The organism is Pseudomonas sp. NFPP07, assembly GCF_900115645.1.
Taxonomy (GTDB): Bacteria; Pseudomonadota; Gammaproteobacteria; order Pseudomonadales; family Pseudomonadaceae; genus Aquipseudomonas; species Aquipseudomonas chlororaphis.
In genome coordinates this window covers 277,068-302,758 of sequence record NZ_FOXG01000009.1, presented here as the reverse complement: position 1 = coordinate 302,758, position 25,691 = coordinate 277,068, and the positions used below count along the sequence as shown (strand labels likewise).

24 protein-coding genes are annotated in these 25,691 nt (G+C 63.9%); 19 read left to right on the top strand and 5 right to left on the bottom strand.

The window, feature by feature from the left end; genetic code table 11:
• Positions 1–21 precede the first annotated feature (21 nt).
• Entirely contained in the window at positions 22–2,952 is a 2,931-nt protein-coding gene (locus tag BM019_RS24100; RefSeq protein WP_092420818.1) for a DUF748 domain-containing protein, read from the top strand.
• Positions 2,953–3,154: 202 nt separating this feature from the next.
• Here BM019_RS24100 and BM019_RS24095 read toward each other — a convergent pair whose 3' ends face one another.
• Positions 3,155–3,511 (bottom strand): BON domain-containing protein, encoded by a 357-nt coding sequence (locus tag BM019_RS24095; RefSeq protein WP_009045666.1) that lies wholly within the window; start codon positions 3,509–3,511, stop codon positions 3,155–3,157.
• Positions 3,512–3,796: 285 nt separating this feature from the next.
• Positions 3,797–4,213 carry a pilin gene (locus BM019_RS24090; protein ID WP_007924673.1) on the bottom strand — a complete coding sequence of 139 codons (417 nt, stop codon included), beginning with the start codon at positions 4,211–4,213 and terminating at the stop codon, positions 3,797–3,799.
• Positions 4,214–4,576: 363 nt separating this feature from the next.
• Between BM019_RS24090 and BM019_RS24085 the strand changes: the two genes are divergently transcribed.
• Genes BM019_RS24085 through yacG form a run of 4 tightly spaced genes read left to right on the top strand, consistent with a single transcriptional unit; the run spans position 4,577 to position 7,489 of the window.
• Positions 4,577–5,794 (top strand): type II secretion system F family protein, encoded by a 1,218-nt coding sequence (locus BM019_RS24085; RefSeq protein ID WP_092420815.1) that lies wholly within the window; start codon positions 4,577–4,579, stop codon positions 5,792–5,794.
• A 2-nt stretch (positions 5,795–5,796) separates the two neighbouring features.
• Positions 5,797–6,669, top strand: a complete 873-nt coding sequence (locus BM019_RS24080) for a prepilin peptidase (RefSeq protein WP_092420812.1) — start codon at positions 5,797–5,799, stop codon at positions 6,667–6,669.
• Complete coding sequence (gene coaE, locus BM019_RS24075) at positions 6,666–7,289, top strand: dephospho-CoA kinase (protein WP_009045669.1); 624 nt, start codon at positions 6,666–6,668, stop codon at positions 7,287–7,289. Before BM019_RS24080 ends, coaE begins: the two co-directional genes overlap by 4 nt.
• The gene (yacG, locus tag BM019_RS24070; RefSeq protein ID WP_009045670.1) at positions 7,286–7,489 is read left to right on the top strand and encodes a DNA gyrase inhibitor YacG; all 204 of its coding nucleotides are present in this window, start codon (positions 7,286–7,288) and stop codon (positions 7,487–7,489) included. The genes coaE and yacG overlap by 4 nt, the downstream gene beginning before the upstream one ends.
• 4 nt (positions 7,490–7,493) lie before the next feature.
• Here yacG and BM019_RS24065 read toward each other — a convergent pair whose 3' ends face one another.
• The 3 genes from BM019_RS24065 to BM019_RS24055 form a co-directional block, all read right to left on the bottom strand.
• A complete protein-coding gene (locus BM019_RS24065) occupies positions 7,494–7,709 on the bottom strand; it encodes a hypothetical protein (RefSeq protein ID WP_092420809.1) in 216 nt (71 codons plus the stop codon).
• A 65-nt stretch (positions 7,710–7,774) separates the two neighbouring features.
• A complete protein-coding gene (locus BM019_RS24060) occupies positions 7,775–8,464 on the bottom strand; it encodes an energy-coupling factor ABC transporter permease (RefSeq protein ID WP_009045672.1) in 690 nt (229 codons plus the stop codon).
• A complete protein-coding gene (locus BM019_RS24055) occupies positions 8,461–8,928 on the bottom strand; it encodes an FAD/FMN-containing dehydrogenase (RefSeq protein WP_092420806.1) in 468 nt (155 codons plus the stop codon). Before BM019_RS24055 ends, BM019_RS24060 begins: the two co-directional genes overlap by 4 nt.
• Before the next feature lie 454 nt (positions 8,929–9,382).
• Between BM019_RS24055 and BM019_RS24050 the strand changes: the two genes are divergently transcribed.
• The 14 genes from BM019_RS24050 (at position 9,383) to BM019_RS23985 (ending at position 25,683) form a co-directional block, all read left to right on the top strand.
• Positions 9,383–10,819, top strand: coding sequence for an undecaprenyl-phosphate glucose phosphotransferase (locus BM019_RS24050; RefSeq protein WP_092420803.1), 1,437 nt, complete (start codon positions 9,383–9,385; stop codon positions 10,817–10,819).
• A complete protein-coding gene (locus BM019_RS24045; RefSeq protein ID WP_085534666.1) occupies positions 10,819–12,279 on the top strand; it encodes a mannose-1-phosphate guanylyltransferase/mannose-6-phosphate isomerase in 1,461 nt (486 codons plus the stop codon). The genes BM019_RS24050 and BM019_RS24045 overlap by 1 nt, the downstream gene beginning before the upstream one ends.
• On the top strand, positions 12,279–13,190 hold the full coding sequence (locus BM019_RS24040) for a glycosyltransferase family 2 protein (protein WP_037005002.1): 912 nt from the start codon (positions 12,279–12,281) through the stop codon (positions 13,188–13,190). The genes BM019_RS24045 and BM019_RS24040 overlap by 1 nt, the downstream gene beginning before the upstream one ends.
• Before the next feature lie 6 nt (positions 13,191–13,196).
• Complete coding sequence (locus BM019_RS24035) at positions 13,197–14,030, top strand: polysaccharide biosynthesis/export family protein (RefSeq protein ID WP_009045677.1); 834 nt, start codon at positions 13,197–13,199, stop codon at positions 14,028–14,030.
• Positions 14,031–14,089: 59 nt separating this feature from the next.
• Positions 14,090–16,072, top strand: a complete 1,983-nt coding sequence (locus tag BM019_RS24030; RefSeq protein ID WP_092420800.1) for a GumC family protein — start codon at positions 14,090–14,092, stop codon at positions 16,070–16,072.
• On the top strand, positions 16,072–17,253 hold the full coding sequence (locus BM019_RS24025) for a glycosyltransferase (protein WP_062824564.1): 1,182 nt from the start codon (positions 16,072–16,074) through the stop codon (positions 17,251–17,253). The genes BM019_RS24030 and BM019_RS24025 overlap by 1 nt, the downstream gene beginning before the upstream one ends.
• Positions 17,250–18,599, top strand: coding sequence for a glycoside hydrolase 5 family protein (locus tag BM019_RS24020; RefSeq protein ID WP_092420797.1), 1,350 nt, complete (start codon positions 17,250–17,252; stop codon positions 18,597–18,599). The genes BM019_RS24025 and BM019_RS24020 overlap by 4 nt, the downstream gene beginning before the upstream one ends.
• Positions 18,600–18,624: 25 nt before the next feature.
• The gene (locus BM019_RS24015; RefSeq protein ID WP_092420794.1) at positions 18,625–19,839 is read left to right on the top strand and encodes a glycosyltransferase family 4 protein; all 1,215 of its coding nucleotides are present in this window, start codon (positions 18,625–18,627) and stop codon (positions 19,837–19,839) included.
• Complete coding sequence (locus BM019_RS24010; RefSeq protein WP_092420791.1) at positions 19,830–20,933, top strand: glycosyltransferase family 4 protein; 1,104 nt, start codon at positions 19,830–19,832, stop codon at positions 20,931–20,933. The genes BM019_RS24015 and BM019_RS24010 overlap by 10 nt, the downstream gene beginning before the upstream one ends.
• Positions 20,933–22,330 (top strand): O-antigen ligase family protein, encoded by a 1,398-nt coding sequence (locus BM019_RS24005; protein ID WP_092420788.1) that lies wholly within the window; start codon positions 20,933–20,935, stop codon positions 22,328–22,330. Before BM019_RS24010 ends, BM019_RS24005 begins: the two co-directional genes overlap by 1 nt.
• Positions 22,327–23,148, top strand: a complete 822-nt coding sequence (locus BM019_RS24000) for an acyltransferase (RefSeq protein ID WP_009045684.1) — start codon at positions 22,327–22,329, stop codon at positions 23,146–23,148. Before BM019_RS24005 ends, BM019_RS24000 begins: the two co-directional genes overlap by 4 nt.
• Entirely contained in the window at positions 23,148–24,554 is a 1,407-nt protein-coding gene (locus BM019_RS23995; protein ID WP_092420785.1) for a lipid II flippase MurJ, read from the top strand. The genes BM019_RS24000 and BM019_RS23995 overlap by 1 nt, the downstream gene beginning before the upstream one ends.
• Positions 24,555–24,669: 115 nt before the next feature.
• A complete protein-coding gene (locus BM019_RS23990; RefSeq protein ID WP_007924708.1) occupies positions 24,670–25,299 on the top strand; it encodes a DUF1780 domain-containing protein in 630 nt (209 codons plus the stop codon).
• Between the two features lie 210 nt (positions 25,300–25,509).
• Positions 25,510–25,683, top strand: coding sequence for a DUF3094 family protein (locus BM019_RS23985; RefSeq protein ID WP_009050926.1), 174 nt, complete (start codon positions 25,510–25,512; stop codon positions 25,681–25,683).
• Positions 25,684–25,691 lie beyond the last annotated feature (8 nt).

Below are 25,691 nucleotides of genomic sequence, written 5' to 3'. Positions count from 1 at the left end.
ACGCACTTCCGATTCAGATAGATGAAGCCTCGCATGTCCAAAGGATTGATCCGCGCTATCGGCGCCTTGTTGACCGCTCTCGCCCTGTACAGCCTGTTGGGCTTTCTGATTTTGCCGGGCATCGCCTTGCGAGTGGCCAATCAACAGTTGGCCAACTACGCGACGGTACCGGCAAAGATCCAGCGCATCGAACTCAACCCGTTCAGTCTCGAACTGACGCTCTGGGGCTTGAATATCGGTGAGCCGGGCAAAGAGCAAGTGGCCTTCGAGCGTCTCTACGCCAACCTGCAACTGGACAGCCTCTGGACCCGCGCGCTGCACCTGGCCGATATCGAACTGGACAAACCCAAGAGCGAGATCCTGTTCGCCAAGGACGGCAAGCTCAACCTGCTGGGCCTGTTCAACCTGCCCGTCAGCGAACCCACTCCGGACGACCCCGAGGCCAAGCCGTTCCCCCTGCGTATCGAGCGCATCAAGCTGGCCGGTGGTTATGTGCACTTCCAGGACGCGCGGCCCAGCGAGCCCATCGAGTTCCTGTACGACAAGCTCGATTTCGAACTGAAGAACCTCAGTACCCTGCCCGACGACAGTGCCGACATGACCCTGGTCGCCGCCGGGCCCGAGGGTGGCCAGATCGACTGGAGCGGCAACTTCAGCCTGGTCCCCATCGCGTCCGAAGGCACCCTGAAAGTCACCGACGGCAAGATGAAAGTCTGGTGGCCCTATGTCCGCGACGCCTTGCCCCTGGTCCTGGAAGACGGCGTGCTGAACCTCAACACCCGCTACAAGCTGAACCTGTCCAAGGAAACCGAGCTGCTGCTCAGCGATGCTTCGGTCAGCGTCGCGCCCTTCGCCATCAAGGCCCCCGACGGTCGGCCACTGGCCCGCCTGGAGCGCCTGGACGTCAGTGAAACCACGGTCGACCTGGCCAAGCAGCAAGTGGTGGTCGGCAAGATCCGCAGCCAGAAACTGGAAACCTGGGCCGCCCTGGAGGCCGATGGCCAACTGGACTGGCAGAAACTGTTCGCCAGCCAGCCGGCCAAACCGGCTGCCAAGCCCGCTCCGGCCGCCGCCGATACTCCACCAGCTCCCGCTCCGGCGCCGAGCAAACCCTGGCAGGTGCTGCTCAAGGACGTGCAGTTGCGCAATTATCAGGTGCACCTGGCGGACCGTCAGGCCAAGCCGGCCGTGGCCCTGGAGGTCGGCCCGCTGAACGTCGACGTGCAGAACTTCGACAGCCTCAACCAGTCGCCTTTCAACCTCAAGCTCGACACCGGAGTGGGCAAACAGGGCAAGATCCTCGCCAACGGCGTGGTCAACCTGCAACCGGTGACCGCCAAGCTGGCGGTGCAGACCAAGGACATCGACCTGCGGGTCGCCCAGTCCTACATCAGCCCGTTCATTCGCCTGGAACTGCGCAGCGGCATGCTCGGCAGCGACCTGGCGGTGGACCTGAAAAACATCGATCCCCTGACATTCAGCGTGACTGGCCGCGCCCAGGTCGACCAGTTGCACACCCTGGACACCCTGAAAACCCGCGATTTCGTGAAATGGCAGCAACTGGTGCTCGAAGGCCTGAACTATCAGCACGGCGACAGCCTGACGATCAACAAGGTCAACCTGATGCAGCCCTATGCGCGCTTCATGATCAACGATGACCGCACCACCAACATCGATGACCTGCTGATCCCGCAACCGGCCGACAGCGCGCCGAAAGGCGCAGCCAAGCCGGCCGCCAAGGAAAAGCCCCTGGGCATCCATATCGGCCAGATCGCCATCAACGACGGTTCGGCCAACTTCGCCGACTTCAGCCTGACCCCCAACTTCGCCACGGCCGTCCAGCAACTCAATGGCCAGATCGGCACCATCGACAGCCGCCAGGCAAAACCGGCCAACGTCGATATCAAGGGCAAGGTCGATCGTTATGCGCCGGTCACCATCAAGGGCAGCGTGAACCCCTTCGATCCGATGGCCGCACTGGACATCGCCACCAGCTTCAAACGCGTCGAACTGACCAACCTGACCCCCTACTCCGGCAAGTTCGCTGGCTACCGCATCCGCAAGGGCCGGCTCAACCTCGACCTGCACTACGTCATCACCAACGGCCAGCTCAAGGCCGAAAACAAAGTGGTGGTCGAACAACTGGAGCTGGGGGAAAAAGTCGACAGCCCGGATGCCGTGAGCCTGCCACTGAAACTGGCGGTCGCCTTGCTCAAGGATGTCGACGGCAAAATCTCCATCGAACTGCCGGTGACCGGCGATCTGAACAACCCACAGTTCAGCGTCATGCCGATTGTCTGGCAGACCCTGCGCAACCTGATCGTCAAGGCTGCCGCGGCACCGTTCAAACTGATTGGCGGGCTGGTCGCCGGCGGCGGTTCGGAAGACCTGGGCAGTGTCTCGTTCGCCCCGGGCTCGAGTGACTTGAGCCCGGAATCGGAAGCGGCACTGGTCAAGCTGTCCAATGCACTCAAGGAACGTCCGGCCCTGCGCCTGGAGATCGAAGGCACCGCCGCGCAGAGCAGCGATGGCCCGCTGATCGCCGAGCAACGCCTGGAGCGGGAATACCAGTACAACTACTACAAGATGCTCCAGCGTCGCGGCGACAAGGTGCCGGCCCAGGCGTCGCTGCTGGAAGTACCGGAGAAAGAGAAAGCCCCGCTGCTGGAGGGCATCTATCGCACACGCCTCAAGACCCAGCCACCGGCCGAATGGAAGGACCTGGGCAAGGAAGAGCGCACCGCGAAAATGCGTGAAGGCGTGATCAAGTTCTGGAGTGGCAGCGATGTGCTGTTGCGCCAGTTGGGCCAGGAACGGGCCAGCAGCATCAAGGACTTCCTGGTGGACAAGGGCCAACTGACGGACGATCGGGTCTACTTCATCGATGCCAACCTTGGCCAGGCCGAAAGCGATGGTCGGGTCATTACCCCCATGCACCTGGACGCCGAATAACCCCCCTCCCCGCCGCCCCGGAAACGGGTCGGCCCGGCGGTTTTCCCCGCCATGAACAGAACAGGCCCCGACACACTGTGCCGGGGCCTGTTCTGTTTACAAAAGGAGCCACTTCCCTGTGGCCATTCGCATGAACCTTCAAGGAAGCGGTAGATGAATCCTCTACCGCATCTTCTCCCTGTCCAGGAAAGAAGCTTGAGGCTTAGTCGGTTTTCAAACCGTCAGCCGATACTGCCTTCACGCCTTTGATGTTTTTGGCGATGTTGACTGCGGTTTCTTTCTGCGCCGCGGTCAGAGCAGTGGTGGAGGACAGGGAAACCACACCCTTGTTGGTTTCGACCTTGATGTCGGTACCAGGAATGCCTTTTTCAGTTACGAGATCCGCTTTGACTTTGGTGGTGATCCAGGTGTCGGAAGTGGCTTCCTTGGCCTTGGTCACTTCACCCGCCGCGAGCACCATTGGCGCCTGAGTAGCTTGAGTGGTCTGGGCAAATGCGACGTTAGCCATGGTCAGGGTCAGAGCGGTAGCAGTTGCAGCAGCGATAGCGAACTTCTTCATACGAGTAACTCCTGTTCTTCTGGAAAACCTGCTCCAAGTCCTGGCAGCAGGGTTACTTAAGTAGATTGCAGGCGTTATGCCAAGTTCAGAAAAACAATAAAGCCCTTAAATATCAAAGAATTACAAAACCATCCAAACACTCGCGGTCATGCAAAATGCATGACCTGTGAATAATCTGCATGCAAGTTGCACTTCCCGGCGAGCTAACTTCCTGAATTCTCGATATTTTCCCCAAAGGCACGCTGGCGCGTGGCGTTTCACGCGCCAAGCAAGCGAGAACCGGACTCAGCTGCCGCTGGCGGTGCAGCCTTTAGGGGAGTAGTCCGCGGGGACAGTGGTGGTGCAGACCCAGCCATCGGCCGTGGTGCGGGTCAGGGTGACGGTCTTGTTCAGCACCGGCGCCGGTGCATTGAGGATGGTGCAGCCGATTGTTCCCGCTCCGGTCGAGGCGGAACCCGCGGCGGTCATGGTGCAGTTCGACGTCGCCGCCTTGCCCCCCACCAGCTCCAGGGTCGGATCGCTGCCCTGGTTCAGCACGTCCTCGAAATTGACCTTCAGCGCCGAGGCTTCGGCCAACGCCGCGGTGACCTTGGCCCGCGCCTGGTATTTGGAATACAGCGGCATGGCAAAGGTGGCCAGGATGCCGATGATCGCCACGACGACCAACAGCTCGATCAAGGTAAAACCTTTCTGATACTTCATCTATCTGCTCCAAGCAGGGGATATCCAGGGGTCTGGGCATTCACCACACAGCCATAGCACAGCCTGTGCCAGCGCCTGCGCCCCAGCCGAACGGGGCTTTAGCGGCGCAAAGCTGCGGCGGTGAGCGCCAGAAGTCGCACTATCTGACACTTTTTGTCAGCCAAGTGCCCTGGGCCGGTCGCCGTGACGGGCTACGCTGTCATTCGATCATCGATTGCCTTCACTGCCCGCCCCATCCAAGGAACGTATCGGGCCATTCAAACTCTATGAGCCGGACGCCGCGCGCCGCGCAGCGGTCCACTCGCTAACGCACAGGGCATTGCCGGCCCTGAGGACATCCATCACAACCCGGGACTCGACACCATGGCGGTCAAAGCAGCAAGAGTCAGTGTTTACCTGTGGGAAGGCACCGACAGGCAAGGCAGCAAACTGCGCGGCGAATTGAGCGGCCATACCCCCTCGCTGATCAGGGCCCAGTTGCGCAAGCAAGGCATCAACCCGGCCAGGGTCAGGAAGAAACCCAGCTCGCTGTTGCAGCGCACGCCCCCGATCAAGGCCCGCGACATCAGCCTGTTCACCCGGCAACTGGCGACCTTGATCAAGGCCGGCGTACCGCTGCTGCAATCGTTCGACATCATTGCCGAGGGCTTCGACAACCCGAACATGCGCAAACTGATGGGCGAGCTGAAACAGGACATCGCCGCCGGCAGCAGCTTCACCAGCGCGCTGCGCAAGAGGCCCCGGCACTTCGACGAGCTGTACTGCAGCCTGGTGGATGCCGGCGAACAGGCCGGGGCCCTGGAAACCCTGCTGGAGCGGGTGGCGACCTACAAGGAAAAAAGCGAAAACCTCAAGACGCGGATCCGCAAGGCCATGACCTATCCCCTGGCGGTGATCTGCGTGGCGCTGGTGGTGACGGGGATCCTGCTGGTCAAGGTGGTGCCGCAGTTCCAGTCGATGTTCCAGGGCTTCGGCGCGCAATTGCCCATGTTCACGCAACTGGTCATCGCCCTCTCGGAATTCGTGCAGCACTGGTGGTGGCTGCTGGCAGGCGCGCTGTTGCTCAGTGTGTTCGGCCTGCGCCATGCCCGCCGGCGCTCACCGCGCTTTCGCCACTGGCTGGACGTGGGCCTGCTGAAACTGCCGTTGGTAGCGCCACTGATGTACAAGTCCGCGGTGGCCCGCTACGCCCGCACCTTGTCCACCACCTTCGCCGCCGGAGTGCCGCTGGTGGAGGCGCTGGGCTCGGTGGCCGGGGCCACCGGCAACCAGGTGTTCAAGCAAGCGGTGAACCGCATCAGGCAGGACGTGGCGACCGGCATGCAGTTGCATTTTTCCATGCGCGCATCCGGCATCTTTCCCGGCATGGCCATCCAGATGACCGCCATCGGCGAAGAGTCCGGGGCCCTGGACGGCATGCTGGAAAAGGTCGCGATCCATTATGAGGAAGAGGTCGATACCCTGGTCGACACCCTGAGCAGTCTCATGGAACCCGTGATCATGGTAGTTTTGGGCACCCTCGTCGGCGGCCTGGTGGTCGCCATGTACTTACCCATCTTCCAACTCGGCACAGCGATCTGAACATGTCATTGACTGAGGTCCTGGCCAGCTACCCGCTGGTCTTCGTAGCATCGGTGCTGGTCCTGGGCCTGATTGTCGGCAGCTTTCTCAATGTGCTGATCTGGCGGCTGCCAAAGATGCTCGAGCGCGACTGGCACGCCCAGGCCCGTGACATCCTCGGGCTGCCCGACGAGCCTGTCGGGCCGACCTATAACCTGTTGCTCCCACACTCCCAGTGCCCGCACTGTGCGCACCCGATCCGCCCTTGGGAAAACATCCCGCTGTTCAGCTACCTGCTGCTGCGCGGACGCTGCTCCGCGTGCAAGGCCCCGATCGGCCGGCGCTACCCGTTGGTGGAGCTGACCTGCGGCCTGGCCTCGGCATTCGTGGCCTGGCATTTCGGCTTCGGCTGGCAGGCCGGCTTGATGCTGTTCCTGAGCTGGGGCCTGTTGGCGATGAGCCTGATCGACGCCGATCATCAACTGTTGCCCGACGTGCTGGTGCTGCCCCTGTTGTGGCTGGGCCTGATCGTCAATGGCTTTGAGCTGTTCGTCAGCCTCCACGATGCGCTGTGGGGCGCCGTGGCCGGCTACCTGTGCCTGTGGTCGGTGTACTGGTTGTTCAAGCTGCTGACCGGCAAGGAAGGCATGGGGCACGGCGATTTCAAGCTATTGGCCATGTTCGGCGCCTGGGGCGGCTGGCAGATTCTGCCGATGACCCTGCTGCTGGCCTCACTGACGGGAGCCCTGGCCGGAGTCGCCATGCTGCGCCGCAACCGCGCGCAAATGTCCACGCCTATCCCTTTCGGTCCCTTTCTGGCCATTGCCGGCTGGATTGCCTTGCTCTGGGGTGGTCAAATAACCGACTCCTATTTGCAGTTTGTCGGTTTCAGATGACCAAGCCTGTTTTCAAACCCTGGATCCTCGGCCTTACCGGCGGTATCGGCAGTGGCAAAAGTGCCGCGGCCCAGCACTTCATCGACCTGGGCATCCATGTGGTGGATGCCGATCACGCCGCCCGCTGGGTGGTGGAACCCGGCCGCCCGGCCCTGGCCCGCATTGCCGAACATTTCGGCGACAGCGTGCTGCAGGCCGATGGTCAACTGGACCGCGCCGCGCTGCGCAAGCTGATCTTCGAGGTGCCGCAACAACGCCTCTGGCTGGAAGCCTTGCTGCATCCGTTGATTGCCGATGAAATCGCCGCCCACCTGGCCCGTGCCGAATCGCCCTACGCGATTCTGGTGTCACCGCTGTTGATCGAATCCGGGCAATACGCAATGACCCAGCGGATCCTGGTGATCGATGTGCCGCAGCAACTGCAGATCGAGCGGACCCTGCAACGCGACCGGATCAGCGAACAGCAGATCCAGGCGATTCTCAAGGCCCAGGCGACCCGCGAAGATCGCCTGAGCCATGCCGACGATGTGCTGGTCAACGACCGCGACCTCGCCTGGCTGCACAGCGAGGTCGAACGCCTGCATCACTTTTACCTTACCTTGCGTGGAGGCCAGTCATGAGCCAACCCCTGACCGTGGAATGTCCAACCTGCGGTGCGCCCGTGGAATGGACCGCGAGCAACGTCAACCGTCCGTTCTGCTCGGACCGCTGCAAACTGATCGACCTCGGCGCCTGGGCTGCCGAAGAACACAAGATTCCGGTCAGCCCGGATGCCGAGGACGATCTGTTTTCCGACGATCTGCCGCCGCGCGCCCACTGAAGCCTCAAGGCCGCATGAAAGCGTAGTCCTGCGTATCGTCGAGGTTCTCCGCGAGAAACTGCAACTCGTCGGCCAGATCCTCGGCGCTGCGTACCCGCCGACTCTCCTGCACCACCGCGCTGAGCAGGGCGCGCAGGCTCAAGCCCGGTTCGAAACCCTCTTGTTGCGCAGTATCCAGACTCCTGCGTATTTCCTGCCGCGCCCATTCATACACACTCATGACCCTGCTCCCGAACGGTTTTTGCCGAGCATGGGACCGCGCCTGGCGAACGTGTTTGATATGGATCAAGAACGCGGATCGTCATCCTTCCACGGCGCCGACAGGTAACGGGTACGGTTGAAGGTTTCCAGCCACTCGGGGCAGAACACCACCAGGGCGCTGACCACCATGCCGTTGATGAAGGCCTCGGGAAAGATGATCAGCCACAGGTAGCCGACGAAGTCCTCCAGCCATTCCGGCATGGCAAAACGCCCGTCGAACCACAGCAGCCCCAGGCCCACCAGCAGGCACAGCAAGGCCGACAGGGCGGCAGCAAAAAAACCGGAACAGAAGATATACACAAAGGGATTACGCGGCTGCGCGCGCTCCACCAGGATCGCGCAGCATTCAGTGACCAGCACCGGCAGCAGGATCAGCAAGGCGCCGTTGATGCCGACCGCCGCCAGGTCCTGGCGACCCAGCGCGACCAGCCCCACCTGGGCAATCAGGCCGCCGACGATCGCCAACGGCCAGTCCAGCAACAGGGTCACGGCCGTCATGCCGATGAAGTGATAGGACACCCCGGTATCGAAATCCCGGCGCACCAGCCACAACATGAACAACGCGAACACCGTACCGAACAGCAGATGCTGACGCCGGCTGTCGCTGAACAGCTCGACCCAGGGCGCGCGCCAGGCGGCCCAGACCAGCACCGGCACATAGATCAGCCAGCCGGCGCCGAGAGTGAGCGGCGACAGCAGCGCGGCACTGATCATGGTTGCGCCTGCTCCAGCGCTGCGCGCAGTTCGGCGGCCGTGCCGTACTCCCGTTGAGCCACCAGCCGGCCATCGTCGAGCTGCAGCCACAGGACTTTATCCACAGCCCCGGCGTAGCGCGGCGCCACCCGCCCGTCACGGTCGAGCATGACCCGGTAGCCATAATCACGCATCGCCGGCACCGCGAACATCCTGGCGATCACCGCCGGCATGCGCTGGATGTCCGCGACGAATACCGTGTGCCGGGCCTCCAGATAACCCGCGGGACGATCCTGCAAGGCGGCGTTTACCAGCTTGGCGCCGTCCATGCTGCGCGCCACCAGCAGCGTCCGTGCCTGCCCGTCGAGGCTATAGGCCCGGTCGAATTGATCAAGCAAGGTCCAGGGCGCCAGACGCTCGCCGACCTCCACCGCGTGCGCCAGCAAGGGCATGCAACCCAGCAACAGCAATGACCAATACTTCACAGCTTCTTCCCCTTCCTTCGGTGAGTTCGCAGCGTCCAGTCTACACCGCCAGAGCGCCTCGCCCGAGGGCCGCGCCAGCCATCAAGAACCCCGCAATCATGGGCGAAAGGGAATAAATCGCCACCGGTTGGACAAGAGTCGACCCCTGAACAACACTCCATTTATCCGTCACGCCCTCGCTCACGAATGAGCCAACTTCGTGACACACGCCCAGGCTTCCGTTCGTCCTGGATGCGCCAAACCGTCAAAAAACCGATGCATAATGCAAAAAAAAGGTTAACCTGCCAGAATTAGTCAATTAGTTGACCATCAAAGCAGAAAAATAGTATTGTTTGGCCATCACAGGCCGCCAAAAAACAGACTTTTTTGCAGTAAGCCTTAGTTTTTCAGCCTGCCTCTGTAGTGGCTTTACCCTTAACAGAGCTGGGTCTTTACCTGGCAACGACGGGATTCGATGCTTACGAAATCGATTGATAGCAGGTTCCTGACCCGAACCGGATTCATGGAACTCTTCATTTCGGGGGTAAAACTGACGCACGCCCTGTCCGCCGCCCTGCCTGGAATCCTGCTGCTCCTGAGTCTTGAATCCGCCAGCGCGGATATCTGGCCAACCGTACTTGGCCTGCTGCTGTTCTTTGCCGTCATCACCGTCATCCTGTTCCAGGCCCAGGGGGTCTACTCCGAAGAGTTCTTCAGCAATCGCCTGCGCCTGCGCACGATGCTGGTGGCCTGGACCTCCGCCTTCTGCATCCTGCTGGTCATGTACCTGGGGCTGCACCTGCTGCCGGTCTTCAGCCTGCGGGACCTGGCTGTCTGGTTCATCGCCAGCCTCGTGCTGTTTGGCATCGAGCGTCTGTTTCTGCTGCGCCTGTTCCATTCGTGGATGGCCAGGGGCAAATACCTGCAACGCACGGTGATCCTCGGCTTCAGCGAGAGCGCGCTGTTCCTTGCCGAACACATGCAGCGCCACGGCGATATCCGCTCCGGCCTGATCGGTTTCATCGACGATCGCAGCGACCGCGTGCCCAAGGCCTTCTGCGACCTGCCCTTTCTGGGCAACACCCAGAACCTGGAAGAGCTGATCCGTTCCGAGCAGGTCAATCAGGTCCTGATCGCCCTGCCCTGGGCCGCGCACGCGCGCATCGGCGAGCTGGTGCAACGGCTGCGGCAGTTGTCGGTGAATGTCGCCCTGGTGCCCGACATCACCACCCTGCGCTTTGGCCACAACCGCATGACCGATGTCGGCGGCATCCTGATGTTCAACACGTCCGAGCTGCCATTGCGCGGCTGGGCGCCGCTGATCAAGCGCTGCGAGGACATCGTGCTCGCCCTGCTGGGCCTGGTCCTGTTGTCCCCTGTGCTGCTGGCCACTGCCGTGGCGGTGAAACTCGATTCCAAGGGCCCCGTGCTGTTCCGGCAAAAGCGCTACGGCTACAACGACCGGCTGATCCGCGTGTTCAAGTTCCGCTCGATGTATGTCGAGCAAGCGGACCTCAACGCCGAACGGCAGACCACCCGCGAAGACCCGCGGATCACCCGGGTCGGACGCTTCATTCGCAAGACCAGCATCGATGAGCTGCCCCAGCTGTTCAACGTGCTGATGGGCAACATGTCGATTGTCGGGCCTCGCCCACACGCCACCGCCACCAAGGCGGCGGGAGTGCCGTTCGAACAGGCGGTGCGCGAATACAGCTCGCGCCATCGGGTCAAGCCCGGGATCACCGGCTGGGCGCAGATCAATGGCTACCGGGGAGAAACCGACACCCTGCAGAAAATCCAGAAACGAGTGGAGTACGACCTCGATTACATCTCCAAGTGGTCGGTCTGGCTGGATCTGTACATCGTTTTCATGACGGTTCCGGCCGTCCTCTCGACGAAGGAAGTCTACTGATGAGCGCATTCACTGGATTGATCCCCTGCATTATTTCCGGCGGCTCCGGCTCGCGCCTGTGGCCCGTCTCTCGGCAGAACATGCCCAAGCCATTCATACGCATGCGCGATGGGCAGAGCCTGCTGCAAAAGACCTTCGTTCGCGCCAGCAGCCTGGCGGACGTCAGCTGCGTGGTCACGGTGACCAACCGCGAGCTGCTGTTCCGCTCGCTGGACGAGTACCGCAACGTCAATCAGGGCAAGCTGGGCCTCGACCTGCTGCTCGAGCCGTTCGGGCGCAACACCGCCGTGGCCATCGCCGTGGCGGCCCTGCATGTGCGCGAGTACTGGGGCGACGAGGCGCAGTTGCTGATCCTTCCGGCCGACCACCTGATCCTCGACCAGGAGGCCTTCGCCGCAGCCGTGGGCAAGGCGCGCAGCCTTGCCGAAGCAGGTTATCTGGCGACCTTCGGCATTCAGCCCGACAAACCCGAGACCGGTTTTGGCTACATCGAACAGGGCCCGGCGCTGAAGGAAGGTTTCCAGGTCGCGCGCTTCGTCGAGAAACCCAACCTGGCCACCGCCCAGGCCTACGTCGACAGCGGCAATTACTTGTGGAACGCCGGGATGTTCTGCTTCCGCGCCGATACCCTGCTGCAAGAGCTGACCCTGCATGCTCCCGAGGTGCTGAGCGCCGCCCAGGCCTGCCTGGAACAAGGCATGACCCTGGACAACAAGCACTGCCGCCAGCGTGAACTCGACGCCGACAGCCTGGCCCTCGCCCCGGACGTTTCGATCGACGTGGCCCTGATGGAGCGCTCCGAGCGGGTCGCCGTGGTGCCCTGCGACCTCGGCTGGAGCGACATCGGCTCCTGGGATGCGCTGCGCCAGCTGACCCCGAGCGATGCCGCCGGCAACCAGGTCAACGGCGAAGCCATCCTGCATGACGTGCGCAATTGCTATATCGATTCGCCCAAGCGGGTTCTGGGGGCCGTCGGCGTCAGCGACCTGATCATCGTCGACACCCCGGACGCGCTGCTGGTGGCCGATGCCTCGCGGACCCAGGACGTGCGCCATATCGTCACCGAACTCAAGCGCCTGGGCCACAGTGCCTACAGCCTGCACCGCACGGTCACCCGCCCTTGGGGGACCTACACCGTGCTGGAGGAAAGCAGCCGCTTCAAGATCAAGCGCATTATGGTCAAGCCCAAGGAATCGCTGTCGCTGCAGATGCACCATCACCGCAGCGAGCACTGGATCGTGGTCAGCGGCGCGGCCCTGATCACCAATGGCGACCTGGAGGTCCTGCTCAACAGCAACGAATCCACCTATATCCCCGCCGGCCATAAACACCGCCTGAGCAACCCCGGGATCATCGACCTGGTGATGATCGAAGTGCAAAGCGGCGAGTACCTGGGCGAAGACGACATCGTGCGTTTCGAAGACGTCTACGGCCGTGCCCCGGCGCAGGTAAAACCATGATGAAGGTGGCGCTGATCATTCCCGCCCGCAACGCCGCGCCGCATCTCGATCGGTTGCTCCCGGCGCTGGCCGCGCAGACGCTGCAACCGGACACGGTGCTGGTGGTCGACAGCAGCTCGACGGACGACACCGTCAGCCGCTTCCAGCAGTTCGGCGCCCGGGTGGAGGTCATCGCCGCCCAGCAGTTCAACCATGGCGGCACCCGCCGCTGGGCGAGCGAGCAGGTGGATGCCGACGCGCTGATCCTGCTGACCCAGGATGCGATTCCGGCCACGCCCCAGACCTTCGCCAACCTGATCCAGGAGCTGGAAGAAGACCCACGGATCGGCCTCGCCTATGGTCGTCAACTACCGCATCCCGGCGCCGGGATTCTCGAGGCGCAGTCGCGCCACTTCAACTACAGCCCCCAGAGCCGCAGCAAAAGCCTGGCCGACGCCGGGGAGCTAGGGATCAAGACTTGCTTCAGTTCGGACTCGTTTTCCGTCTACCGGCGCAGCGCCCTGCAAGCGGTGGGCGGCTTTCCCGAGGACGTCATCGGCAGCGAGGACGCCCACGTCGCGGCGCGCATGCTGCTCAACGGTTATCTGGTGCGCTACGCCGCCAGTGCGTGCGTACAGCATTCGCACAGCTACAGTCTGATGCAGGAGTTCCGCCGTTATTTCGATATCGGCGTGTTTTATGGCCGCGAGCCCTGGATCCGCGAAGCCTTTGGCAGCGCGGGTGGAGAAGGCAAGCGTTACGTCCAGGCCGAGTTGCGCGCCTTGCGTGACGCCGGCCAGTTGCAACGTGTACCCGAAGTGCTGCTGCGCAGCGCGCTGAAACTGTTGGGCTATCGCCTCGGCCACGCCGAACAGCATCTGCCGACACCGCTCAAGCGTCGCTTGAGCATGTTCTCAAACTACTGGACCTGAGCTGTCATGATGACTATTAACCGACCTTCCCGGCTTTGTCTGTTGAGCATCCTGACCGCCACCCTGTGGCTGGGCGGCTGCTCGACCCCCGCCCATGTCGCGCTCCCTGACAGCGACACCCTCAAGGCTCGCCACGCGGCGGCACTGACCCTGGCCGACCTGCCGCCCGCCCAGGTGCTGATCCAGAGCGGCGACACCCTGCGCATCGTGCGCGATGCCCAGGAGCCGGCCAGCTCCGACGACATGACGATGTTCGTGGTGCGACCGGACGGTTTCATCTCGATGCCCAACATCGGCCGGATCAAGGCCGCGCTGCTGACCCCTGAAGACCTGGGCAAGGAAATCACCAAACGCTACACCCGTGTCTACCGCGAGCCCGAAGTGACCGTGAACATCGCCATTGCCCCGAGCAACCGGGTGTTCATTGGCGGCGCGGTGGCCAATCCATCGTTCTTCAACCTCGCCGGCACCGTGTCGGTGGAACAGGCCCTGCTCAGCTCCGGCGGCGTGCTGCCGTCGGCCGACAGCTCCAACATCGCCCTGCTCAGGACCGGTCCCGACGGCAAGTACAAGATGTACTTCGTCGACCTCAGCAACATGCTCAGCAACCCCAACCATCCGCTGGTCGCCCTGCAGCGCGGCGACCTGATCTACGTGCCGCAATCGACCATCGGCAGCACGGTGGAAGCGGTGGACATGTACTTCACCAAGCTGTTCCCGATCAACAAGGGGATCGGCCTGGGCTTCAACTACGACCTGAATGATCAGGAAGTGAAGAACAGCGGCAACACGATCAACAACTTCACCAGCAGTTCCACCGGTACCGGGACGGGGCAGTAAACAGCGTTTGATCGGCCTCCATCAGCCACTGCTACAAGTACTTTCAACGGAGTGATCCCGTGATCGAAATACGCTCTCTACGCGACCTGTTGCGTCTGTTCTTCATCTTCCGCCGCGAGTTCAAGCTGGCGGTCATCACCACTATCGTGGTCGCGGTGCTGGGCGCCTTCCTGCTGCCGACGCGCTACGAGTCGGACGCGCGCCTGCTGGTCAAGCCCGGGCGCGACAGCACCACGGTGCCGATCGAAGCCGGCAATCGCCAGACACTGATCTCGCCCAGCACCCAGCACGACCCGATCGTCGATGAGGAGAAGATGCTCACCGGTCGACCCATTGTGCACATCGTCGCCCAGCGCTACCTGGAACTGAGCGCGGCCGCCGAACCCCAGGGTTTCTGGAAGACCCTCAAGTTCTACGCCAAAAAGGCCATGGGCACGGCCATCGATGCGCTGCGCAGCCTGCTGCAACTGGTCGGCCTGTCGGAGCCGCAGAGCCCGCTGGACCGCCTGGCGACCCGCCTGGAAAAGAACTTCCAGGCCAGCCATGAAGCGGGCTCCTCGGTGATCGATATCAGCTTTACCTGGGACGACCCGGAAGTCGCGCAGCAGGTGGTGAAGATCTGGGTCGACACCTTCCTCGAGGAGCGCGCCCGGGTGCTCGGTCGCAAGAGCCTCTATGCCTTCTATGAAGGCGAAGGCAACAAGGTGGCCGCGCAGATCCTCAGCCTCAAGGAACAGTTGCAGGGCCGCCTGAAGCAGATCGATTCGATCAGCGTCGATGCCCGCCTGGAAAACCTCACCAGCCAGATCGACCGCCTGACCGATGCCCGGGTCAATGCGCAGAACCAGCTGTCCGGGATCAGCAGCTTCCTGATCAACGCCCGCCAGCAGATCCAGGATCAGCCCGTCGAAGTGGTGACCAGTCGCGAGACCAGCCTCAACCCGACCCAGCTCGACCTCAAGCGCCAGCTCAACACCCTGCAGGTGGAACGCGCGCGCTTGCTGCGCACTTATTTGCCCGAGGCGCCGGCGGTCAAGCAGATCGAACAGAACATCCACGACCTGCAGGCCCTCAGCGAGCAGGAAGAGAGCCGCCTGGAACGCTCGAAGAACATCGCGCCCAATAGCCTGGTGACCAACGTCAAGCAGCAGGTCATCGATGCCCAGCTGCAACAGCGCCGGCTGACCGGGCAGATCGAGAACTACGACAAGACCCTGGCTGCCCTGCGTACCGAGCGCGACCGGGTACTGACCGACGAGCCCGAACTCAACCGCCTGACCCAGCAGTTGCGCACCGCGGAAAAGAGCTACGCGCTGTACTCGGAAAACCTGGAACAGGCGCGTATCGACCACGAGCTCGACAGCAGCCAGATCAGCAACATCGCGATCATCGAGCACGCCACCTTCAACCCGGCGCGGGTCTTCCCCAAGAGTCTGCTGATCCTGCTGTTCGCCATTCCCGCGGGCATCGCCGTGGGTCTGCTGACCATCTATGTCTGCTACCTGCTGGACCAGCGCATCCACGACGGCTCGCGCCTGCCAGAGCTGTTCCAGGTGCCGCTGTGGGGCAGCGTGCCGGACCTCGAGGACGCCACGCCCGCCGCCATGACCGCGAGCATCTACCGGCTCTACAGCCTGCTGCCCATGGACCGCATCGAGAGCCAGGGCCTGACCCTGGGCCTGACCTCGGCGCGCCATGGCGAAGGCGTGAGTTTCATCCTCGAACGCCTGCGCCGCCTGCTGGAAGAGCGCGGCCAGCGCGTGCGGGTCAACGACAGCGCGCCGGCCCAGCCCGGTGAAGTCCTGCTGCTGGATGCCTCGGCCCTGCTGTCGAACCAGGAGGCCTTCCTGATCCTGCGCCGCGCCGACCTGATCGCCCTGGTGATCGAGGCTCGGACCAGCACCGTGCCGATGATCGAGAATGCAATGTCGTTGCTGACTACCGCCTTCGGCAAGGTCGACGGGCTGATCCTCAACCGTCGCCGCTTCGAAGTACCGTCCAGGGTGCTGGAGCGGATCAACAGCTGGCGCGGTGCCGCCTGATGCGTATCGCCTTGCTGGCCCCGCTGCCGCCGGAACAGACCGGTATCGCCGACTACGCCGCGCATTTCAGCAATGCGCTGCGCGGCCTTGGCATCGAAGTGCTGACACCGCTGGCCGGCTGTCACGATCCCGCGGAGCAACTGACGCGCCTGCGCGCCTTCGACTGGACGGGCGTCGACCTGGTGCACGCCGAGCTCGGCGGTGGCCGCTTCGGCGAGTTCCAGGCGCTCGACTACCTGAGCAGCGAACAACCACGGATCCCCCGCACGGCCACCGTGCATGACCCGGAACGCCTGATCTGGCGGCGCGCCCGGCTGTTCTGGCCACTGACCCTGCTCGAACGCCTGCCGCACCCGCTGCCGCAAGCGGCGGCGCTGCTCGCCGACCCGCTGACCCTGCGCGAAGAACGGCGCCTGGCCCGCGGCATGCGCCGGCTGATAACCCTGACCCGGCTGGGCGGCGACTGCCTGCGCCAGCGCATGGGCCTGCGACCGCAACAGGTGGCGGTGATCGCCCACGGCAACCTGCCGATCCCCGCGGCCGAACTGCCGCCGCTGGTGCCGTTGCGCCTGCTGTACTTCGGCTTCATCTACCGTGGCAAGGGCATCGAGGACCTGATCGAGGCCCTGGCCCGCACCCTGGCGGCCAACCCGCAGTGCCGTGGCCAGGTCCGCCTGACCCTGGCCGGCGGCACCGCCCCGGAAATGACCTTCGACCCGGCCGGCAACTACCTCGACGGCCTGCGCCAGCGCATTCGCGAATTGCAGCTGGACGATGTGGTGGACTGGCAACTGGACCTGCCGTCCGCCGAGATCGCCCGCACCATCCAGGCCCACCATGTGATGGTGCTGCCGTACCGGGAATCGAAAAAACTCGCCTGGCTCGGCCAGATGCGCGGCACCAGCGGCGCCCTGTCCTGGGCCAATGCCTGCGGTCGCGGGGTCGTCACCTCCAATGCCCGGGCCTTTGCCGAGGAGGTGGCCGGCGGCAATGGCGTGACCTATCAGCAAGGCGATGTCGAAGCGCTGAGCCAACACCTGAGCCGCCTGGTGCTGGAGCCCGAACTGGCCCGCCAGTGGGCCGCGCGGGCCAGCGAGGCCGGGCAACAACGCGAGTGGAGCGCGACCGCGCGGCGCTTCGCCGAACTGTTCAATGAAGTGTGCAAGGAGCGATCGAAATGAAGACCCGAGCAGGCCTTAAACGTCGCCCTCTTTTGCGCTATCTGCCACTGGTCGCCGCGCTGGCGGTGGGCGGCGCCCTGCTGCTCAGCGAACAGGTCGATGCCACGCCGATCAACCTGGCCCCCGATCGCACCCTGGTGTGGAAGGACTACCTGGGGGTCAATGCGCACTTCCTGTGGTTCACCCCGCAGCAATACCGCAAACAGATCGCCGCCTATAAGCAGCTCGGCCTGCAATGGGTGCGGGTCGACCTGCACTGGGATCGGCTCGAACCCACCGAAGAGGGTTATCAACTCAGCACCCTCGACGAACTGGACCGGACCCTGAGCGACTCGAAACTCAAGTCGCTGTTCTACCTCGTAGGCTCGGCGCCCTTCGTGACCACTGCCCCCAAGGGCGGGCCGTTCCAGGATCAGTACCCGCCGCGCGATCCGAAAGTCTTCGCCACGCGCATGGCCATGCTGGCCCAGCGTTACCCGGACATCGACGCCTGGCAGGTGTGGAACGAGCAGAACATACCCAACAACTGGCGGCCGAAACCCGATGCCAAAGGCTACGGCGAGCTGTTGCTGGCGACCCATCAGGCGCTGAACCAGGTGGCGCCGGACAAGATCCAGGTCATGGGCGGCATGGCCTACTACAGCCAGATGCCGACCCAACGCAACGCGCTGATGTTCGAGAAACTCGGCGAACTGGGCGTGCAGAGCCTGGGCATGGTCGCCGCCTACCACCCGTATTCGGAAACCCCGGAAACTGATGAGCCAGGCAAGAACGAAGTGCTGCTGCGCGGCAAGCAGCTCAACGACATGCTGCACGGCGCCGGCCTGAAGAGGGTCTGGGCCACCGAGTGGGGCTGGTCGAGCTACGCCGGGCCCAAGGAGATGCAGCGGCTGATCGGCGTCGACGGCCAGGCCGACTACACCCTGCGTCGCCTGGCGTTGATGAGCGACCAGGACTACGAGCGGATCTTTCTCTTCGCCCTTTCCGATCTCGACTCGCGCGCCTCGGCCCGCGACCAGCATTACGGCCTGCTCGATCTCAACGGCGAACCCAAGCCGGTGTACAAGGCGCTCGCGCGGTTTCTCGAGATTACCGGCGCGCGCCTCAAACCCGGCAAGACGCCAGAGCTTACAAACCTGCCCGACACCTTCTACAGCGTGTCCTGGACCCGCGACGACGGTAAGCGCCTGCTGATGTTCTGGAGCGCCAAGGGCGGCACTATCCGCTTGCCCCAGGTGCACCAGGCCGAGCTCTACGACCCGCTCAGCGGAACCCGGGCCAGTCTCGAGGCCGCGGACGGCATCCAGCCGGCCGTGAAATCGTCCCTGCAGATTCTCGTGTGGTAATCGATCTCGACCTGGAGTGCCGTACGTGAAGATTCTCTGGATTCTCCCCTACCTGCCCTGGCCCATGACCAGTGGAGGCAAGACTCGCCAGTTTCACTTGCTGCGGACCTTGAGCGAGCGGGGTCACCGCATCACCTTGCTGGTGCAGTCGAAGACCGAGGCCGATGCCGTCACCCGCGCCGCCCTCGAGCCCTGGCTGGAACGCCTGATCGTGGTGCCCCGGCGCCCGCTGAAGCACCCGGTCACGGTACTGGCCGGGCTGTTCGCGCCGTGGCCGCTGCTGACCACGGTCAACGGCGTGTCGCGCCCCTTGCGCGAGCGCTTCGACAGCCTGCTGCAAGAGCCCTGGGATGTGATCCAGGTCGAACACAGCTACAGCCTGCAACCCTATCTGCAACCGCTGCGGCGGGCCGGCCGGGACTTCGTGCTCACCGAGCACAACCTCGAATCCAGCCTGGGCGGCGCAACCTATGACCGCTTCCCAGCCTGGGCCAGCCTCTTCGTGCGCTACGACCAATGGCGCTGCCGACAGTGGGAACGCAAGGCGTTCGACACGGCCCGCCAGGTGGTCGCGGTGACCGAAAGCGACGCCCGGACCATGCGCCAGCTGACCCGTACCCCGGTCGAGGTGGTGGTCAACGGTGTCGACAGCCGCAGCTTTGCCGAGGTCTCGGCCGACCCGCAGAGCCAGCGGGTGCTGTTTGTCGGCAACTACGAATACGCGCCGAACCTGGACGCTGTGCAGTGGATGCTCGACGAGATTTTCCCGCGGGTCTGGAGCCACTGCCCCGAGGCGCGCCTGGCGGTGGCCGGGTATGCCTTGCCGAATAACTGGGCCGAACGCTGGGCCGACAGCCGCATCGAATGGGTCGGCTTCGTGCCGGACCTGCCCGATCTGCAACGGCGTTGCGCGCTGTTCATCGCGCCGTTGCGCCAGGGCGGCGGCTCCAAGCTCAAGGTGCTCGAAGCCATGGCCGCCGGCCTGCCGCTGGTCAGCACCGCGCAAGGCGCCTCGGGCCTGGCCATCCGCCCCGAGGAACATTACCTGGCAGGCGACAATGCCCAGGCCCTGGCCGATGCCGTGATTCGCCTGTTGAGCGAGCCGACCCTCGCCGCCCAATTGGCCGGCGCCGCCCGCCTGTATGCCCGCCAGCATCACGACTGGGCCGTGGCCGGTGACGAACTGGAACAGATCTACCGGACTCTGCCCTCCACACAGGAGCATCCCGCATGCGTGTAGCCCTCGATTATCGTCCGGCCACGGTCGCTCCCTCCTCGGGCATCGCCCGTCAGGTCAAGGCACTGGAACAGGCCCTGCGTGCCCGTGAAGACACCGAATTGCTGCTGGTGAGCGAAGCGCCACTGGAGCATGAACAGCGCCAGACCGCCTTTTGCCCGGCCTGGCCGAGCCCCCTCGATGGCGTGCAACGCCCCGGCGTGCGCCTGCGCTTCGAACGCAAATTCTTGCCGGCGACCATTCGCGAGCAGTCGGTCGACCTGTATATCGCCACCGCCAACATGGGCCTGCCCATCGGCCACAAGCCGGCGGGCACCCGTTATGTGCTGATCCTGCATGACCTGTTCCAGCTGACCCAACGCAACTTCCACCGCTCGCAGCTCAAGGCCATGGCCTATCGGCTGATCGACGCCGTGTCGATCGCCTGGTCGATCTGGGTTGCCGATGAGGTCTGGTGCCCTTCGCGGTTTTCCTGCAGTGAAGCGGCCCGGCTGTTTCCCTGGGCGCGGCCGAAATTCCGCGTGCTGCACAACCTGGTGCCGGAGTTCCAGGGCGTCGTCGGCCCACTGCCGACGGGCCTGCCCGAGCGTTACTGGCTGGCCGTCGGGACGCGGGAGCCGCGCAAGAACATGCCGCTCTTCATCGAGCAGTGGCAGCGCTGCCGCCAGGAAAACCCGCAAGTACCGGAGCTGGTCCTGGTCGGCCATGCCAGCGACCTGCCCGCCAACCTGAGCCAGTTGCCCGGCCTGCATTGGGTCAATGGCGTCAGCGACGAGCAGTTGCAGGCCCTGTACCGGCATGCCGACTGCCTGTGGCAGCCCTCCTACGCCGAAGGCTTCGGCCTGCCGGTGGTCGAGGCGCTGTGGCAGGGCACGCCGGTCGCAGTGGCCAGGGGTTCGGCGCTCGACGAGGTCACGCCCCCCGGCGCGCGACGCTTCAATGCCCGCGATCGCGCCAGCCTGCGCAACGCGCTGATCGAACAGGCGCAGGACAGCGTCAGACCCGATCCGGATACCCTGCGCGACTGGGCCCGGCAATTTGCCGAGCCGGCCCACCGCCAGCGCCTCGACACCTTGCTCACAGGGCTCTTTCACTGATGCTGCCAGGAAAATTCATTGGCCTGACCCTGGGGTTGATCTTCGGGATCCTGTTGTGGGCCCTGCCACCGGCAAAAGTCATCTTCGTGGTGATCGGCCTGGCCGTGACCCTGACGCTGATCCGCAAGCCGCTGTGGGGCCTGCTGATCTTCGCCGTGCTGGCCACCTGCATTCCCTACACCACGCTGCAACTGGGGATTCGCACCACGGTCAGTGAAGCGGTGCTCGGCCTGACGTGGGTCGGGCTGTTCTGGCAATCGTTCATCGGCAAGACCCGCAACCTCATGCTCTGGCACCCCACCGAGCGGGCCATGGTCTGGCTGATGCTGTTCAGTGCCATTCCCTTTGTCTGGGGCATGCTGATCATCCACGCCGAAGGCAACGGCCCGGTGAACTGGGTGCGCTGGCTGATGAACCTGTCGCTGCTGTTCATGGTGCCGCTGCTGCTGCGTACCGACGCCGACCGCGACAAACTGGTGATCGCCCTGCTGCTGGGCACCCTGCTGATGCTGCTGTTGTCGATCGGCATGTTCATCAAGTCACGCAACGCGATGTCGATGATCCCGATCCTCACCGACCTCAAGTACGCCCACCCGGAAGCGGTGAGGGACATCTTCTCCGCCAACTACCAGCGCATGGCATCGCCCTGGGTTCACCCCAACCTCACTGGCGGCGTGCTGGTGCTGTTCATTCCCCTGGCGCTGCTCTATGGCTGGACCCGCACCGGCGCGCGCCGGGCCCTGGGGCTGGCGGTGGCGATCCTGGGTTGCGCGGGGCTGCTGCTGAGTATTTCCCGCGGGGCGATCCTGGCCCTGGCCCTGGTGCTGATCTGGCTGACCTACAAACGCGTGCCCTACAGCGGCCGGATCATCGGCCTCGGGGCGGCCTTCGCGGTGGCCCTGGTGATGTTCTACCCGCCGCTGCAGGAACGCCTGATGACCATGTTCTCGGCGACCAACGCCAGTACCGAAGTGCGTTTCGACGAGTACGCGAAATTCCCCGAGGCGATGATGCGCTACCCGCTGGGCATCGGCTTCAAGGTCGACCCGCCGGTACCGGGCACCGACCTGCCGGGCATCTCCAACCTGTGGCTGAACTTCATCTACAAGATCGGCATTCCGGGGATGCTGCTGTTCATCGCCGTCACCCTGTTGTGGTGGCGCGAGGTGCGCCCGCTGGCGCCGATCCGTCAGGTGACCGCCGACAACGCGCTGTGGCTGGGGTGCATTTCCGGCCTGTTGGCGGCCCTGCTGACGGGTTTGTTCGACCACTACTTCAGCTTCACTTTCGTGCTGATCGGTCTGTTCTGGCTGTTGATGGGCATGAGCCTGCAACAGGTCCGGTTGCGCCCGGCCATCACTCTTCCTCTCATCAACCCCAAGGATCGCCAAGCATGAAACATCGTATTTTCCATTCTGCGGATCTGCCGGAACGCCTGCCTGCCCTGGCCTCGGAGCTGGGCGTCAGCCACGATGAACTGCTCGAGGCCTATAGCTGGGGGCTGAACAACGACGTGCTGTTCGTCGAGGGCGACGGCGAGCAGGCGCGCTACAGCATCTGTGCGGTGGATATCGAACCGATCATCGAGCATCCCCTGGCCCGACGCCTGTTTGGCCGTTTGAAGCGGGACATCCCCACCACCCTGGTGCCGCGCTACGGCAAGAATCTGGCCACCCTCAAGGACCGCTGGCTGCGGGCCTGGGAGCAGGCCTACAACATCCTGATCAACAAGATCCCCAGCCATCACGTGCGCATCGCCTGGCTGCGCCTGGGCGGCGCGAAAATCGGCAAGGGCTCGAGCATCTGGCGCAACACCGAGGTGCTGGGGGTGGAAAACCTGGTGATCGGCGATGACAGCGTGATCGCCTGGCATTGTCAGATCGATGCCCGGGCCGGGCTGATCATCGGCGATCATGTGACGATCGCCTCTCACGTGCTGATTCTCGCCGGCGGCCATGACCCGATGAGCCCCGAGTTCTGGTCGGTGTCCGCGCCCATCTACATCGATGACTACGCCTGGATCGCCACCCGGGCGCTGCTCGCCCATGGATCGCATATCGGTCGCGGGGCCGTAGTGACCGCCAACACCCTCGTGGCCAAGGCCGTTGCCCCCTACAAGATCATCGGCGGCAGCGGTGCCAAACCCATGGGCGAGCGCCCTCACGACCTGAACTACAAGGTGGGTGGCAAAGGCCTGTTCACCCTGTTCTATTGATGCTCGGCAGCACCCTGCTGCTGACCCTGGCGACCCTCGCCGGTCTGCTCGCCGGTTTTGCCCGCGAATGGCTGCTGGTGGCGGCCTGGGGCGCGGGCAGCCGCAGCGATGCGTTCCTGGTCGCGGTGTTCATTCCCGAAGCCCTGCGCATGACCCTGGCCGCCGGCATTCTCGCGGCCGCGGCCCTGCCGCTCTATCAGGAACGCAACGCCCAGCGCCAGCACGGCTGGCTGGCCGGCCTGTGTCCACGCCTGCTGGGCCTGGGGCTGGGGCTGTATGCCCTGCTGGCCTTGAGCGCGCCGTTGTGGATCCGCCTGATCGGCCCCGGGCTCGACAGCGCAGCCCAGGCCGAAGCCGCCGCCAACCTGCGCAGCCTGGCCGCCTGCATCCCCGGCCTGCTCATGCATGCGCTGTTCAGCATCCCGCTGCACGCCCGGCAACGTTTTGTCCTGCCGGGGCTAGGCTCGCTGCTGTTCAACCTGCCACCGGTGCTTTACCTGTTTTTCTACGGCCAGGCGAGCCTGGGCTCCGGCCTTTCGCTGGCATTTTTCCTCGGCAGCCTGCTGATGTGCCTGTCGCTGGTGCCGGCGGTCTGGCAGACCGGCTGGCGCCCCTGGCAAGTCCGCGGGGACGCCGGTGCCGGCCGGGAACTGCTCGGCCGCCTCGGCCCGCTGTTGACCAGCAACCTGGCCAGCCAGGGCCTGGCACTGGTGGAACGGCTGGTCGCCAGCTACCTGGGCGAAGGCGTGGTGACCTGGGTCAACCTGGCGCGCAAGCTGATCAACCTGCCGCTGATTGCCTTGATGAGTCTCAACCAGGTCCTGCTTGGCTTGATGAGCGGCAAGTCCGGCGATCAGCGCCTGGGGCTGCTGCATCGGGGGCTCGACGCCGCGACCCTGCTGAGCCTGCCAGCCGCGCTCGGCCTGGTGGGCGCCAGCCCGGCGCTGATCCACTGGCTGCTGCCCGCCCAGAGCGCCGACGGCCCGCTGCCGGCGCTGCTGGGCTGGTTCGCCGTGTCGTTGGTATTTGGTGCCTGGAACGCCATGCTCGCGCGTTACGCCTATGCCGCCGGTGATACCAGCACGCCACTGCATTGCGAACTGCTCGGCAGCCTGCTCAACGCCTTGTTGCTGGCGGGCCTGCCGCTGGTTCTGGGGCTGACCGCAATTCCTCTGGCAGCCCTCGGCGGCGTGCTCCTGACCAACCTGTTGCTGATGCAGCGCCAGCAATTGCTCACCCTGATCAACTGGCCGGTGCGCTGGGCAGTCAGCGCCGTCCTGCTGAGCGCGGCGGCGCTGCTGTTGCATCCGCTGTTGAATGTCTGGCTGCAATTGGGGCTCAGCACAGTGGCCGGTTTGCTCCTGCTGATCGCCCTGGGGCTCTGGCTGAAACCCTGGCGGGCCTGAACGAGCGGCAGAGGGTTGACCTGATGTCACACTTATCCGTTATAAGTGCAGTCAGCCCCCGCCGACCCGGCAGAGTGTATTTCTTGGATCAGCGTTTGGACGCTAAGCTTGGACTATGGATGACTCAGATTACTTGCGCCTGCTCACCATTCAGGCCGAACAAGCCAACGCGTTCCTGTCCAATGCGCGCAAATGGGAGCGTGAGCGTTGGGTCTGCCAACGCCTGCTGCAAGGCTTGAACATCCCCTACCGTGCCGACGAGTTCACGCCCGCCGGGCAGGAGCCGCCGGACGTACTGTTTCGCGAGGCCTGTTTCGAGGTGTTCTTCGTGCTGGACGAAGGCCGCCGCCTCAACGACGAATGGCGCGACGAGTTGCAACGGCGCCGCAGTGCCTTCTCCCTCAGCCAGCTAGTGCGGCGCGAGGCCAAGCCCAAGCGCATTCCGGCCAACGAACTGTTGCTCAGGCTGGCCCCGACCCTGCGCAAGAAAGCCCACAACTACAAGGAACGCGGCATGGACCTGGGGGAGCTGGACATCATCGCCTTCGCCAGCCTCAAGCGCGAAGTGCTCGACCTCAACAGCCACTTCCCGCCGCCGACCGAATACCTGCGCCAGGGCTGGCGCTCGTTGTCGCTGGTCGGGCCGACCTTCGCCCGCGTGCTGTTCGCCCACCCCGACGCGCCGGACTTCCTGCGTGGCAACCTGGGGCGCAGCATCCTCTTCGATGTCGGTATCAGTCTCTAAACCGCCTGGAGCGGAGTTCCCCGGGCCTCTTCAGGCCATTCGTGGCATGGCGCAAACACCGCGCGAGTGTTACAAAGCGCAATCATTCACGGGATGACAAGGCCGGCATCCGCGAGCAGCTATGCTCCGTTCATTGCCGCATAGCCCGACAAGATGGCACTGCGCTGTAACCTTCATACTTTTCGCAACGTCTAGCTGACGAGGCTTTTTATGACCAGCCGCCTGAACCCCGACGACCAACGCCATGTCGAAGAATACCTGCAACTGGCCCAGCACCGAGTCGAGCGCCGGCCCTTCCGGCCGTGGATGCTCCTCGTGATAGTCGTGACCATCACCATTGGCCTGGGCCTGCTGAGCCGACTTATCAGTTACCTGACGCTATGAGCTGCATC

Coding starts and splice junctions, on each gene's coding strand:
- BM019_RS24090 (WP_007924673.1), bottom strand. CDS start 4,213: ATGAAGTATCAGAAAGGTTTTACCTTGATCGAGCTGTTGGTCGTCGTG.
- BM019_RS24025 (WP_062824564.1), top strand. CDS start 16,072: ATGCGTATCGCCTTGCTGGCCCCGCTGCCGCCGGAACAGACCGGTATC.
- BM019_RS23985 (WP_009050926.1), top strand. CDS start 25,510: ATGACCAGCCGCCTGAACCCCGACGACCAACGCCATGTCGAAGAATAC.
- BM019_RS24045 (WP_085534666.1), top strand. CDS start 10,819: ATGAGCGCATTCACTGGATTGATCCCCTGCATTATTTCCGGCGGCTCC.
- BM019_RS24005 (WP_092420788.1), top strand. CDS start 20,933: ATGCTGCCAGGAAAATTCATTGGCCTGACCCTGGGGTTGATCTTCGGG.
- BM019_RS24060 (WP_009045672.1), bottom strand. CDS start 8,464: ATGATCAGTGCCGCGCTGCTGTCGCCGCTCACTCTCGGCGCCGGCTGG.
- BM019_RS23995 (WP_092420785.1), top strand. CDS start 23,148: ATGCTCGGCAGCACCCTGCTGCTGACCCTGGCGACCCTCGCCGGTCTG.
- BM019_RS24020 (WP_092420797.1), top strand. CDS start 17,250: ATGAAGACCCGAGCAGGCCTTAAACGTCGCCCTCTTTTGCGCTATCTG.
- BM019_RS24085 (WP_092420815.1), top strand. CDS start 4,577: ATGGCGGTCAAAGCAGCAAGAGTCAGTGTTTACCTGTGGGAAGGCACC.
- BM019_RS24000 (WP_009045684.1), top strand. CDS start 22,327: ATGAAACATCGTATTTTCCATTCTGCGGATCTGCCGGAACGCCTGCCT.
- BM019_RS24050 (WP_092420803.1), top strand. CDS start 9,383: ATGCTTACGAAATCGATTGATAGCAGGTTCCTGACCCGAACCGGATTC.
- yacG (WP_009045670.1), top strand. CDS start 7,286: ATGAGCCAACCCCTGACCGTGGAATGTCCAACCTGCGGTGCGCCCGTG.
- BM019_RS23990 (WP_007924708.1), top strand. CDS start 24,670: ATGGATGACTCAGATTACTTGCGCCTGCTCACCATTCAGGCCGAACAA.
- BM019_RS24040 (WP_037005002.1), top strand. CDS start 12,279: ATGAAGGTGGCGCTGATCATTCCCGCCCGCAACGCCGCGCCGCATCTC.
- BM019_RS24100 (WP_092420818.1), top strand. CDS start 22: ATGAAGCCTCGCATGTCCAAAGGATTGATCCGCGCTATCGGCGCCTTG.
- BM019_RS24080 (WP_092420812.1), top strand. CDS start 5,797: ATGTCATTGACTGAGGTCCTGGCCAGCTACCCGCTGGTCTTCGTAGCA.
- BM019_RS24065 (WP_092420809.1), bottom strand. CDS start 7,709: ATGAGTGTGTATGAATGGGCGCGGCAGGAAATACGCAGGAGTCTGGAT.
- coaE (WP_009045669.1), top strand. CDS start 6,666: ATGACCAAGCCTGTTTTCAAACCCTGGATCCTCGGCCTTACCGGCGGT.
- BM019_RS24010 (WP_092420791.1), top strand. CDS start 19,830: ATGCGTGTAGCCCTCGATTATCGTCCGGCCACGGTCGCTCCCTCCTCG.
- BM019_RS24035 (WP_009045677.1), top strand. CDS start 13,197: ATGATGACTATTAACCGACCTTCCCGGCTTTGTCTGTTGAGCATCCTG.
- BM019_RS24095 (WP_009045666.1), bottom strand. CDS start 3,511: ATGAAGAAGTTCGCTATCGCTGCTGCAACTGCTACCGCTCTGACCCTG.